The sequence below is a fragment of the Paraburkholderia lebeckiae genome (assembly GCF_050436225.1).
GTDB classification, from domain to species: domain Bacteria; phylum Pseudomonadota; class Gammaproteobacteria; order Burkholderiales; family Burkholderiaceae; genus Paraburkholderia; species Paraburkholderia tuberum.
On record NZ_JBNDLU010000003.1, the window covers coordinates 520702 to 533471 of the forward strand.

The following is a 12770-nucleotide window of genomic DNA, read 5'->3' on the forward strand; positions in this document are numbered from 1 at the left end:
CGATGAGGGAGGTGTACGATGCCGAGACACATGTGGACGAATGCATTGGCGACATCTGCGGCTATCGCGATTGCAGGTTGTGGTGGTGGAGATCATCTCGACGTTAGCGGGCCGCATCATGTAGCGGACATCGCCGTCCCAAACATCACGGCAGGCGTCAACTTCTCATTCGATATCGGTGCCGTTTCGGGTAGCAGATACTTTTTCACCGACAGGAATAATGCATCTCTGGATGAAATCGACATACCGTCGAAGAGCTTCGTCAAGACCATCCAGGGAAGCGGTCCTCTCGCGTTCACGGGGCTTGGACCCGGGCCGAACTCGCAGGCCGGTCCGGACGGCGCGACCCCTGTCGGCAACCTCATCTACGTGGGCGACGTGAACTCGGTGAAGGTGGTCGATCCCGCGGCTGGCGTCGTGACAAGCAAAATCACGGTCAGCACGACGGGCGTGCGCGCAGACGAAGGGTGTCTGGATCCCACACACGGCATCTTTATGATCTCGAGCCCCGAAGAGACGCCCCCGTTCGCCACATTCATCAACACGGCCACGCAGACCGTCGTCGCCAAAGTGACGTTCACCGACAGCGCAGGCAAGCCCACCGCGGGCCTCGAAGCCTGCCGGTACGATGCCGCCAGCGACAACTTCTATGTGAACGTCGACGGAAGCACGGCGAATCCTCATGGCGAACTGGTGAAATTGCCAGGGGCGTCGATTCGCGCGATACCGAACGGCGGCACGCAGAACTACACGACCCTTGCGGGCGTCGCGATGTACCCCGAAGGCAATTGCGATCCTACTGGGCTGGCACTCGGACCGGGAAACGATATCGCGGTTGGGTGCAGGGAAGGGACGACTGGCGCGCCCTTGCTCATGCAGATTCTTGACCGTTCGAACGGCGCGCTTCTGGCGTCCCTGAACGCAGGCGGCGGCGATCAACTCGAATATGATCCGTCCACCAATCGTTACTACAACGCGGCGAGCCGTTGGACGTCTTCGGGCAATGCGTCGACGAACGGCGCCTGCTCGGCGGCATCGCCATGCACGCCCGTGTTGACTATCGTCGACGCCAGCAACCGCAGTATCGTTACCCGCCTGAACACGGGGAATAACGCACATTCGGTTGCGATCGACCCGGCGACCGGGCTCATCTTCGTTCCATACTCTTCGGCGACATCGCCGGCGGGGTGTCCGAGTTGCGCGGCAAACGGGTTCGTCAACGGCGGCGTGTCGGTATTCGCGGCTAAGTGAGGCGCAGATCCGCGTCAACCAGGCCGACGCCGCGCGAAGCATAACGACGCGAGGAATCAGGCGGGTTCGCTTGCCCTGAGAAGTTCGATTGCCCACTCGACGAATACGGACGATCGTATGACCTTGCACGGGGTCGGCGGGCTCGCGCGGCAGGCCGTGGCGCTGGATGTAGGCGGGCGACACGCAGGTCGAGAGCGACAGCGTACCGGCCGAGCGCGCGATCAGCGAGTCGCTGAGTAACGGCTCGAGACGCAACACACAGTCGAGGTTCTCGGCGATCAGATCGACCGACCGGTTACCGACGCTAAACTCGTCCTGGACATCGGGATAACGCGCAATAAAGTCTGGCATGGCGTGGACGAAAAATTAGGGTGGAGCTGCCCGGCTCCTCGCTGCGCCCGAATTCTCGAAGACCTCGAAGAGACCGAGAGGGCAATGGCTGCGCGAAGCGCGACGCCGACTGGGACGCTGCGAATCAGCGTTCCCCTTGCGCTCGGACGCCGGGCAGGTGCGGCCGCTTATCGAATCCTTTTTGGCCAGAGACGCCCCTCCTCGAAACTGATTGTCTCCTTCTCCGAGGACACGACCGAACAACGGCGTCTACGCCGAGCTCCTGGTTCGAAAGCACGCGGCATAGCCGAAGAAAGACTTTCCATATTCGTTTTTCTTGGTTCCGCCGCTTTTCAACGCCCTATAGATTGTGCGCTCAAGCATTCCAATAACTTACACACGCTCAACATGTTCAACCGATGTTTGATAGCCTTGGCCGCACTCCCATTCGTCCTGGATGCGTGCGGAGGAAGCAGTATTGCGGATAGCCCAAACCCTTTGGCGAGCGCGGATCAGTTGGCAGCCGAAAAACTTGCAATCACTGTTGTTCAGTCTCCCGCTGTGATTGCGGCGAAAGCCACGCTTAAAGCAAAGTGGCTAGCGGCTGCGCAAACAACCGGTGGCGTACCGGATGAGGCGTTGTCAAATCTCGATGAGGCTTTAGATGAGAGTGTGTTCGCCTTCGCGCTATCGCTTGCTTCGGGCACTGCCAACGACCCGAAGGTGGTTTCGTTTCTAGCGGCCCCGCACAACTGGTACGGAATGAACGTGCCCGGATCGCGGACAACATTTGATAACCCGGACACCCTATATCGCAGCATCCCGGTTGACCCTGCGTCGAGCTACGTCATCACCGGAAAAGTACACGGACAAAAGCCTGTCGATTTCAATTTCAGCCTCTATAGCAGCACCAACGCAACGCTCTCCAACCTCGCCGGCGATCAGCTCGGCACCAACGCGGACGGCAGTTTCTTCATTAACGCTAACTCGTCGCCAACCGGAGGCGGCAACCAGATCCAGCTCGTCTCGGGAGCCTCGTCTATCTTCGTGCGCGATACGATCAACGAATGGGGAGTCCAACAGTTCAACAGTCTGGCGATAAAGCGGACCCCGTCCGCCTCGACGCAATCCCAGACCGCTGACGCGCTCGCCACGACCTTGGCAGCGACACTACAAACTTCGGCTGCGGCTGCACCCTTCATTGCCTACAACGCCCTCGCGTACGCTCAGCCTGCCAATACGCTCCCTGCGCCATCGCTTGGCGGCACCGGGGGGCGCCTCGCGAACCAGGCGGCGTCATATGCTGCATTCCAGCTTGCCGATGACCAAGCGCTTGTTCTCAACGTCAACCTCGGCGGGGCAAAATACTTCATCGCGCCGGCCTATGGACGGTGGACGATCACGACCGACTACATCAACCACACTCAGACGTTGAACAACACCCAAGCGGTACCCAATCCGGATGGCACGTACACGTTCGTGATATCCCCCAAAGACCCTGGCGTCTACAACTGGGTCGACACTGCAGGTCTGCATCAGGGCTTCCTCAACCCGCGCTGGCAGGGGTTACCCGCGACACCCGCTTCGCAGGGACCATCGGCGTCAGCCCAGCTTGTGAAGCTCAGTGACGTCCGGACTGTTCTCCCCGTGACGACAAAGTATGTTACTGCGGCGGAACGACAAGCACAGTTGGCTGTGCGTGCTGCGAGCTACGCGTCGCGATACGCACCCTGAGCTTTTCTCGTCGACGTAAATGAATGCCTGACGGCGATGCTGGAACTCGCCGTCGGTTATATATCGCGTGCTGCCGATGGTAGGCAGTATGACTTCCTGCGGGACAGAGGCTGGCCTGCCGCAACGGAATCAAACGCGGGTTAGCATTGCTGTCAGAGCCGCACGGTGCGGACGTGCCGCACCCGGCGATTTCCGACGCGGAGGCCAGCATGGAGCACGATAGCACTCTTTACGTGGGTCTTGATGTTCATAAGGATTCGATCACGGTCGCCTATGCCATTGGTTCGGGCGAGGTTGAACTGCTCGGCAAGATCGGTACTACGCAGGCCGACGTGGAACGGTTGTGCAAGAGACTGCAATCTAAAGCGCGATGCGTCAGCATCGTCTACGAAGCCGGTCCGTGCGGATATGGGCTTTACCGGCAGCTTGTCCAGAAAGAATTCCAGTGCATGGTCTGCGCGCCCTCGCTGATTCCCCGCAAGCCAGGTGAGCACATCAAGACTGACAGACGTGATGCCGTCAAGCTCGTCCGATCGCTGCGTGCCGGCGACCTGTCGGTTGTATACGTCCCCAGCATCGACGATGAAGCATTCCGGGATCTGGCCCGCGCATGGGTGATTGCCAAGGACGACCTCAAGCGTGCACGGCAACGGGTAAAAGCCTTTCTGCTGTCGCACGGCGTGCGCTACACCGGCTCTGCCGACTGGGGGCCGGCGCACCGACGCTGGCTGAGCGCATACAGCTTCGACAGTGCGTGGCAGCAGTTTGCGTTTGAAGAGCTACGTCGCGCGATCGAAGACCGGCTCGCCCAATGTGACCGGCTGGAGTCCGCGCTGCGTGAGGCAGTCGTCAACTGGCGCTTCTATCCCGCCGTCCTGGGCCTGCAGGCAATGCGCGGTGTCCAGTTCACCACGGCAGTGGGCATGCTCGCCGAGCTGGGCGATCTCTCACGCTTCGTGCACCCACGCCAGTTGATGGCGTGGCTCGGGGTGACGCCGTCCGAGCACTCATCGGGCGGCAAGCGTCGTCAGGGCAGCATCACTAAAAGCGGCAACAGTTATGCAAGAAAGCTGCTAGTTGAAGCTGCATGGAGCTATCGCCACCCTGCGCGTGTGAGCCCCGATATTCAGCGTCGTCACGAAGGTCTGCCTAAACCGATTGTAGATCGAGCCTGGGACGCACAGGTGCGCTTGTGCCGACGCTATCGCAAACTCGTCGCGCGCGGCAAGCAGAAGAATATCGCCGTAGTCGCAGTTGCCCGTGAACTCAGCGGATTCATCTGGGACATCTGCCGGCTCTCCTTGTCGCTGGCCATACCGCGCGAGACACAGATGCCGTGATGTACAGCAATGCCCTGCGTCTGCATCCACCGTAACGACACGTGCAGGAGTTTCCTGAAGGCGGCGTAGCCCGGCACACGAGTAACCCGCGACCAGGGTAGGCAACGGATCTCATCCGAATTGCGGTGGTAGGTAGCGGAAGGCTCATTGGGCGGACATCTGTAATGCGGTAGCCAATCCGCGGATATCAGCTTGATCCACCGTCGAGATTTACTGCTACGTCGCCCTCAGGAAATTCAAACATCGAAAACACAGAACCGATCATATTGACACGAGAAGTCATATCAGCCTGGAGGAATGAAAAAGGCAGACCGCAAAGGGTATCCGACTGATGTGTCGGACGAAGAATGGAGTTTCGCGGCACCGTATCTGACGTTGATGGACGTCGAGGCGCCCCAGCGCAAATACGAGCTGCGCGACATGTTTGACGTATTGCGCTGGATGGCTCGTGCCGGCGCGCCGTGGAGGATGCTGCCCAATGATTTTCCCCCGTGGGAACTGGTGTATCAGCAAACTCAACGTTGGTTGCAGGCCGGCTGCTTCGAGAGCATGGTGAGCGACCTGCGCTCGGTGATACGGGTGGCCCTGGGCCGTCGGGGAGAGCCCAGTGCGGTCATTCTCGATGGGCGCACGATACAGTCGACCTGCGAGAGCGGCCCGCGTGCGGGCTATGACGGTTATAAGCGCAAACGCGGCAGCAAGGTACACATTGCGGTGGACACATTGGGACAGTTGCTGGCGGTACACGTGACACCAGCCAATGAACAGGAACGCGCGCAGGTAGCGGAGCTTGCGCGCCAGGTCCAGCAGGTAACGGGGCGCACGGTCAAGGTGGCCTTTGCCGATCAGGGATACACGGGTAAAGAGCCAGCGCAGGCAGCACTGGACGAAGACATTGAACTGCAGGTGATCAAACTCGAGGAGACGAAAAAGGGCTTTGTACTGCTGCCCCGGCGATGGGTGGTCGAGCGCAGCTTTGGCTGGCTCAACCGCTTCCGCCGTCTCGCACGTGACTATGAGCGGCTACCTGAAACTCTCGCCGGGCTTCATTTCGTCGTCTTCGCAATGCTCATGCTCGTCCACGCCGTGCCAGTACTTCAAAGTTCCTAACACGCTATAGATCGGTAGATTGGGAAGACGGCGATTGTCGTGACATGCCGGGAACGTAGCATATGTACAGTTTAACTGTACATACAAACAGAATATATTTTCGACGTCGAGTCCGCACGAACCCAGCATAAACAAGCGCCTGTGAGATACTTCCTCATTCACGCATAATCTCTGAGTCCACCGCGTCTCAACCCGCCCAGGCATGCAAGCCCATCCCCTCCGACTCTCGCCCGACGACGACCTTCGCGTCGCCGTCGAAGACGCGTTTCGTCAACGCGACCTGCAAGCGGCCTTCGTCGTCCAGGGCATCGGCAGCCTCCACGTTGCGGCATTGAGGTTCGCTGGCGCGCAAGCGCCGACGGAAATTCGCGGCGACCTCGAAATATTGACCCTCGCAGGCTCAGTCTCGCCCGATGGCGCTCATCTGCACATGTCGATCGCGGATGCGCGCGGGCAGGTATTCGGCGGTCATGTGGCGCGCGGCTGCATGGTACGCACGACCGTCGAGTTGTTGCTCGTGTCGGTTCCGGGCTATTCGTTCGGGCGGGAGCCTGATCCGCAGACGGGTTTTATGGAACTCGTGATTCGCGGCGGCGGCGCCCCGCGGTCCGGCTCCGCCTGATCACGCAAAGGCGCATCACTTCGCGCGCCGGTAGTCGCTCAACGCCCCGCCAACATCCGCCCGCCGACCCCCACCAACAGCACACCCGCTGCCGTATCCAGCACGGCCTTGCGCCGAACCAGCGTGCGCCGAACCGACGGATGCGAGGCAAGCAACGCCATAGCGCAGTACCACGCGCACGAAATGCCGATCGACAGCGCCGCGACCGCGATATCGAGCCACAACGGCGCATGCGCGGGCACGATCAACGCGAAGATGCTGCTGTAGAACGCGATGGACTTCGGGTTCGTCGTGCTGACGAAATAGCCTTTCTTTGTCTCGCAGAATGCGAAGCTGCCGCTGTGCGATCAGGCTTCGTCCTGGCCGGTTTTCCCGAATGTGAAGTAAGCGTGGTTGCTTGAAAGACCAGGACCCGCGGTGCCAGGCCACGGGTCTTTTTGAAGCCCCCACGGGTGACTGTGGGGCTTATTTTCTTTTGGGCTGGCGCGGGAAGTCATCTATCCACTGTGCGTCGGTCCCGAGCTTGCCTCAGCGCATTAGCGCCAGACACAACCCAATCCCCGTCCCATAAGTCCCAAGCGCACCGACCAACCGCAAAGGATTGGGCTTCGCCATCGTCGGAAATGCAAGCAGTCCGACGACGAGCAAACACCGGCACGCCGTCGCGATGACCATCAGCGACACGGTCACCGCGGACGGCGATCTCGCACCCAGAAAAAGAAACAGCACCGCCAGGAACGGCGCGTATTCCGCGGTATTGCCATGCGCCCGTACCAGCTTGTGCAGCAGGTTGCCCGGATCGTCGGCGCAGCCCGCAGTAGTGCGTTCGCGAAAACGCGTCATCGATACCGACAAGCCGAGGCCGAATAACAGCAGCCCCAACACCGCCACGCATCCGAGAGCAATGTCGTTCATAGCAATGCGGCTCCTTGTCGGGCAATCGACGCACGCCTGTTTGGCGAGAATCAGCCGGCTCCCATTCTCGCACGGGCCGGCACGCGAGGTCCGCGCGGCTGGACTCCGCAAAAACGACTGCGCCGCGATCGTTCCAACACCGATCGCGGCGCAGCTTGCTACTCAAATACGTCGACTACGGCCACGCTTAGTCTTCGTGATCGAATTCCGGCAGCGCACGCGTTCCTTCAATCGCGACCGAATGCAGCAGCTCAGGCTTCAGATCGAGCAGACGCAAGATCGTCGGCGCGACCTGCGTGGTCAGCACCGGCTCGTCGTTGACCTGCCCGGCGTGATGCGTGTGAGGCACGTACATCACGAGGCCGAGATGGCTGTCGTCGGGCGCGTTGCCGCCATGCTCTTCGTCCTTGGACGTGCTCGACGTATAGATGACGCCGGGGTTCGGCTGAACGATGATGTCGGGCGTACGGCCGCGCGACGGGTCGCCGAACCGGTTAGCCAGTTGCGGGCCAGACAGGATGTACGCCTGAGGGCCGTCCGCGCAAATGCCGGGTGCGTTGCAGCTCAGATTGGCTTTCAGCGTCTTCACGACCGAGGACACCTGGCTTTGATCGCGCAGCCAGATCAGGCCGACGTCGTCGGTCTGCACTAAACCCGTGCCGACAAGTCCGGTGCCGTCGTTGAGGTTGCCGCTCTTCGTAGCGGCCTGCCCAAAATTGCCGCCCGAATCCAGGTAGTTGTTGGCTTCGAGCAACTTGGTCAGCGTATCGCCGTTCTTCACGAGCTTCGAATGATCGGTCGGCGACTGGCCATGCTTCGCGGTCGCGATGATCGCCGTCGACGAATAGAGATTGCGTTGCTTCAGTTCGGACACGATGCGTCCCAACGCGTCGTCGATATACGCGATCGCGCCGGCGACTTGCGGACCCGGCGTGAAGCTCGCATCCAGATAGCCGCCGCCCGACGCGACCGTGGCCTTCTGCGCGACGCTCAGCGTCTGGAAGTTGGCGCCGAACACGGTCGGCACCGCGACGTTCTTTTGACCTGTCGAATCCTTGCCATCGATTTCATGGATCAGCGATTGCACGTGGTAGTTGTCGAACTTCTCGGTGTGCGTGTACGTGTCGAGGTAGTAGGTATTGGTGTCTGGATCGATCGAATTTATTTCGGTGCGCGAAAGGTCGTCGACGCCCGCGCCCGACGGTCCGTTGAGCCAGTCGTAGCCCCACGCGTGCTTGTCCGCCCATGCGGTGCGCGCGCCGTTGACGTTGCCCTTGATCACTTCGAAAACCGTGTTGGTCTTCAGATAGTTGTGCGGATAGACGGGCTTACAGACGCCATTGACGAGCGCATGTGGAATCGCCTGCGGATTGAACGCGCCGCCGCCGTCGAGATGGATCAGCGCGCCGCCGTTTTCGCCGTCGATGCCAGTCGTTTCATCGAAGACGACATTCCAGCCGGTTGGGCCCGTGCAATGGGTATCGGACGGCGCATAGAGCGTGCGGTCGTAGGAGACGTCGTAGAACAGGCCCGCGGATTTCGGCGAGCCGCCGGTCACGAGCGCGGCGAGGCCCGGAAACGAATCCGACAGTCCCGGGGTATGCGCGTTCGTATAGGTCGTGCCTGACTTCGCGAGCAGCGCCAGGTTAGGGCACGTATTCGCGCCGATGCAACGCGCGACGTCCTGCTCATGCAGACCGTCGAAGCTGATCAGCAGCACATGCTTGACGGACGCGCGATCGCGATCGTGATCGCGGCCGTGGTCGTGATCGTCGCCGGCTGTTGCGACTGCCGAGTACAACCCTGCGAGCAGTGCGACGGCGGCGCACATTGCGCTTTGCTTACGGTTCCATTTCGTGATCGGTTTCATGTCTCGTCCTTTTGTTTGACAACGAATTTGGGTAGTGCGGGACGAATTTGAACCGTAACAAAGTCATTTGCGTGACCTGAGATTAATATTTGGCAATACCGAGGTGTTAAGGTCTTGTTAAGGTTAGGGTGATCCATTCGACGCGCATGCGCTGTGAACCTGATTCGATTCCGCGCGTGATTTTTCGCGAGTGGTCAAGCATAAAAAACGGCACGGGCTGGGGCAGTGGACCTTCCATCGTCGAGCCGCACGCGCCGAGTTCAAGCAGGCCTTGCGAACCGCTGCCGGGGCCGAGCGCGATCACGAACGTGCAGTATTTCGGGTGGCCCAGATACTTGAGCACGTCGGGGACGTTCTGGCTCAGCAGCTTGCTGCGAAGCTGCGCGTAGCTGCTCGTGACTTCGAGAAAGGCGCGCCGAATTTTTGACAGCCCCTCGACGCCCGGCAGACACAGCAGCAGATAGTCGCGGTTTTCGAGCATCGCGACCGCGTGCGCCGTGTCGCCGTTCTTCAGGTCCTCGGCCACCGCTTCCTCCAGAAATGGCGCGAGCCCCACGTCCGGAACGAAGGGCCTCGCTGCCCGGTATTGCAACGCTTTGCCGTAATGCGTTTTGAGTTGCTGAAAAGATCGGACTCGCCGGCTCAGGGTGCCGATGTCGAGCAACTGATCGAGCGGCAGATCGTTGTTGATCTTGTCCCTGATCTCGCTGAGCGTCGCGGCGAAGAGGCCGCCGTCCGTGCCGCTCGCGCCATGCCGGTCGCCGCGATCGCCGCGCCCGCACGCGGCATGACGCGCGCGCGTTCGCCTAGTGCGCGGCCGGCTCCTGCGTGATGGAATCCACGCGGTCGGGATAGAACGCAAGGTGCTCGCGGATCGGCGCGACAGCGTCGTATGGGTGCTCGTAGGTCCACACCGCGTTGGTGCCGCGCTCGCCGGCCGAAGGAATCGAGAAGTATGCGCATTCGCCCTTGTACGGACAATAAGTGGCGTGCGCCGTGCGTTCGAGCCGGGTCATGTCGACGTCCTTGCGCGGGATGTACAGCACGGCCAGATAGCGGGCTTCGAGCAGCGTCAATGCGTCGTGCGTATCGGCAATCACGTGACCGCCTGCCATGACGATCACGCGCGCCTGGTGGTGCTCGATCATGATTGGATGATCCGGGCCGGGGATCTTGACGGGTTTGTCGTTCGGGACCGAATGAGTGGACATAACGAGGCTCCCTGAGAAAGTGGGGCTGCGAGGTTTCGTGAGTCGACGGCGATGTTCGTCGCCGAAGAGCCACGCAAGGGACTGAAGATTGCCCGTATTGCCGTACTACTTCCTTTCAGGTATTTCTATCACATACTAACGCAGACCTTCCAGGTGCTGTGAGCGACGCAATGCCCGTCGGAATTGCATCAGTTGCGTGCGCGTGCTTTTGTGCAACGGGATGGCGACTTCGCGGAAGACGAACACGATCAGCCGACTGACAGGAGCGCGTCATGCTCGTTGAATATGCCCTGCATGACCTCGCAAGTGAGTCTGCAATCTCGTCGACAAATGGCGGGGTTGTTTGACTATGCCGGCACTTCGCAAGCGTTGGTCACTTCGCGGATTTGGGGCGTGTGCCGCTCTAACCGTGAACCTGTTGTCCTGCCCTTCACACGCACAGGTCGCGCCGGGACAATTGTCGAGCAATACCGTGATCGGCGGCAATGTAAAGCAGCACGCAGACGCTGTGCTCGCGATCATGACCTACACGACAGTCCCGGACATTACGACCAGTAACCTGTCGGTCAATAACGGCCTGACGGGTAATCCCGGCTTCGGGCAGACGCAATTTGGCGGCGGCTTCACGCTCAGCAGGTCGTTTCCGTTGTACATGGAGGGCACGCTCGCCTACAGCCGCTACGATCCGATCTTCATTGCCACGGATGGCGCCCAGCAGCGTGCCGTGCCGACGAAGTGGAACACCTTCAGTGGCACGGTCGGCCTGGGGTGGGATTTCCGCATCACGGACGAACTGGCGTTCCGTCCGATCTTGAACGGCACGATTGGGCGTGTTTCGAGTGACCTGAAGGTGGGGCAGACCCTCTTCAATCGTGTTACCGACAGCAACCTGCAGTTCCTCGAAAACGGTTCGCTGAACGCCTACGGCTATGGCGGCTCCCTGATGCTCGACTACGAGCATTACCGCGAAAACTACGAAATCGACGCCGAACTGCGGGCAACCGATATTTACCTGCGCAGCTTCGGCGCTTCTTCGGAGGCCGTTCAGGGCTCGGCCATGGCGCAGCAAGTGAGCCTATGGACGCGCTGGCGCGCGCCCACCGGCTGGCACGCGCTGGACCGGCCAGTCCGCTATGTGCTCGAAGCCGCTTACTCGCACTATTTCGGCGATAGTGCCGGCGTGCTGGGTTTCAACGACCTCACGTCGCTGGGAGTCGGCCTCGAACTCGACAGCAGCAGGTATCCCGTCATCATCACGCGTACGCGCGGGATGGTGCGCTATGTGTTCGGTCGCAACGTGCACGGGGTGTCGTTCGGATTCGCGATGAGTTTCTAGCCGGGCCAGCTTGCCAGACTACACGGATGGCGCGGGATACCTGCCTTCGTCGCTACTGCGTCACCCCTTTCTTCGCCGCGAGATCCTGCGCCATCTTGTAGTGCTCTTCGATGGTAGGCAGCGCTTTTTGCGCGGCCTTCTTCAGATCGGCGTTCTGTCCATCGGAGATTTCCTTCTTGAATGCGCTCAACGCCTGCTCGTGCCCCTGCAGGCCGACCTTCTGGATATACGCCTGATCGAATGCCTTGCCATGCAGGTTCTTCAGCGAATCAAGCATGGTGGTGTCGGAATTATCCTTCGGCACTGCGACGCCGTGTGGCGCAGCCATCTTCAGTTGCATCGTGAGCTTGGTGTGATCGAGCATCATGTGATGCGCGAACGATTTCACGTCCTTATCGCTCGAGTTCTTCGTCGCAAGCTTCGCCGCGTCGATTTCGGTCGACGACGACTGGCTCGCCGCCTGCACGAAATCCTTGTCGGCCTGGGGCAGCGGATTGGCGGCCGTGGTCGAGGCGGCCTCGGTTTGCGCGCAGGCAATCGTGGGGATGGCGGCAAGTCCACAGCAGATCGCGGCAATGGCAGTAAGGCGTTTCATGTTTTCTCCTCTACGAAGTCAAAAGGATGAATCGAAGCGGGACGGATGACACGCTTCGATCGACGTCTCGCAAGCGGCATACCATCATCGTCTGCGTCGCGTCTGGAATAGCGCATGTACGGCGAGGCAGGCTTGATCGGCAAAGGAATGACGGAGGCTCATATGCGCATCGCGCCCACCAGGCGACCCGATCTCGCGATCGAGATCGCCCGCCGTTCGAACACACGGCTCGAGATCGCGGCGAAGATCGACGACGGCGTGACCGGCTTCATCGTCGATAGTGTCGATGAAGCCGTCGATGCGGCGAACCGTATCGGCGAACTGGACCGGGCGCGCTGTCGCGAAGCATTCGAGCGGCGCTTCACCGCCGCGCGCATGGCCGACGAGTACATCGAGGTCTACCAGAAGCTGTTGGCGTCGAAGGGTTAAAGCGCAACGACGCGCCAGCTCGAGCGT

General features: G+C 60.5%; 11 protein-coding genes and 3 pseudogenes. 7 read left to right on the top strand and 7 right to left on the bottom strand.

The features are described from left to right. Positions 1-18: 18 nt before the first annotated feature. Entirely contained in the window at positions 19-1251 is a 1233-nt protein-coding gene (locus OKW45_RS37190) for a YncE family protein (RefSeq protein WP_429473733.1), read from the top strand. Between the two features lie 117 nt (positions 1252-1368). Here OKW45_RS37190 and OKW45_RS37195 read toward each other — a convergent pair. Further along, positions 1369-1602: pseudogene (locus tag OKW45_RS37195) on the bottom strand (LysR substrate-binding domain-containing protein); the annotation flags it as partial. 84 nt (positions 1603-1686) lie between these two features. On the opposite strand from OKW45_RS37195, the gene OKW45_RS37200 reads away from it, so the two are divergent. The 4 genes from OKW45_RS37200 to OKW45_RS37215 all read left to right on the top strand — a co-directional run bounded on the left by OKW45_RS37200 (position 1687) and on the right by OKW45_RS37215 (position 6387). Continuing rightward, on the top strand, positions 1687-3315 hold the full coding sequence (locus tag OKW45_RS37200) for a hypothetical protein (protein WP_429473734.1): 1629 nt from the start codon (positions 1687-1689) through the stop codon (positions 3313-3315). 209 nt (positions 3316-3524) lie between these two features. Continuing rightward, positions 3525-4655 carry an IS110 family RNA-guided transposase gene (locus OKW45_RS37205; RefSeq protein WP_429473735.1) on the top strand — a complete coding sequence of 377 codons (1131 nt, stop codon included), beginning with the start codon at positions 3525-3527 and terminating at the stop codon, positions 4653-4655. Between the two features lie 297 nt (positions 4656-4952). Beyond that, positions 4953-5765, top strand: a complete 813-nt coding sequence (locus tag OKW45_RS37210; protein WP_429473736.1) for an IS5 family transposase — start codon at positions 4953-4955, stop codon at positions 5763-5765. Between the two features lie 202 nt (positions 5766-5967). After that, entirely contained in the window at positions 5968-6387 is a 420-nt protein-coding gene (locus tag OKW45_RS37215; RefSeq protein WP_429473737.1) for a PPC domain-containing DNA-binding protein, read from the top strand. Positions 6388-6425: 38 nt separating this feature from the next. Here OKW45_RS37215 and OKW45_RS37220 read toward each other — a convergent pair. The 5 genes and pseudogenes from OKW45_RS37220 to OKW45_RS37240 all read right to left on the bottom strand — a co-directional run. Next, positions 6426-6701: pseudogene (locus tag OKW45_RS37220) on the bottom strand (LysE family translocator); the annotation flags it as partial. A gap of 214 nt (positions 6702-6915) precedes the next feature. Continuing rightward, positions 6916-7302: an MAPEG family protein gene (locus OKW45_RS37225; RefSeq protein WP_429473738.1), complete on the bottom strand. Its 387-nt coding sequence runs from the start codon at positions 7300-7302 to the stop codon at positions 6916-6918. Between the two features lie 187 nt (positions 7303-7489). Beyond that, positions 7490-9172 carry an alkaline phosphatase family protein gene (locus OKW45_RS37230; RefSeq protein ID WP_429473739.1) on the bottom strand — a complete coding sequence of 561 codons (1683 nt, stop codon included), beginning with the start codon at positions 9170-9172 and terminating at the stop codon, positions 7490-7492. 106 nt (positions 9173-9278) lie between these two features. Beyond that, the gene (locus OKW45_RS37235) at positions 9279-10034 is read right to left on the bottom strand and encodes a hypothetical protein (RefSeq protein WP_429473740.1); all 756 of its coding nucleotides are present in this window, start codon (positions 10032-10034) and stop codon (positions 9279-9281) included. Beyond that, positions 9979-10383 carry a DUF427 domain-containing protein gene (locus OKW45_RS37240; protein ID WP_184005267.1) on the bottom strand — a complete coding sequence of 135 codons (405 nt, stop codon included), beginning with the start codon at positions 10381-10383 and terminating at the stop codon, positions 9979-9981. The genes OKW45_RS37235 and OKW45_RS37240 overlap by 56 nt, the downstream gene beginning before the upstream one ends. A gap of 349 nt (positions 10384-10732) precedes the next feature. Between OKW45_RS37240 and OKW45_RS37245 the strand changes: the two genes are divergently transcribed. Continuing rightward, positions 10733-11719: a hypothetical protein gene (locus OKW45_RS37245; RefSeq protein ID WP_026226210.1), complete on the top strand. Its 987-nt coding sequence runs from the start codon at positions 10733-10735 to the stop codon at positions 11717-11719. Positions 11720-11771: 52 nt separating this feature from the next. Here the strand turns inward: OKW45_RS37245 and OKW45_RS37250 are convergent, their stop codons facing one another. Then, positions 11772-12314, bottom strand: coding sequence for a DUF4142 domain-containing protein (locus tag OKW45_RS37250; RefSeq protein ID WP_018422785.1), 543 nt, complete (start codon positions 12312-12314; stop codon positions 11772-11774). A gap of 165 nt (positions 12315-12479) precedes the next feature. Between OKW45_RS37250 and OKW45_RS37255 the strand changes: the two are divergent. Continuing rightward, positions 12480-12743: pseudogene (locus tag OKW45_RS37255) on the top strand (hypothetical protein); the annotation flags it as partial. Positions 12744-12770 lie beyond the last annotated feature (27 nt).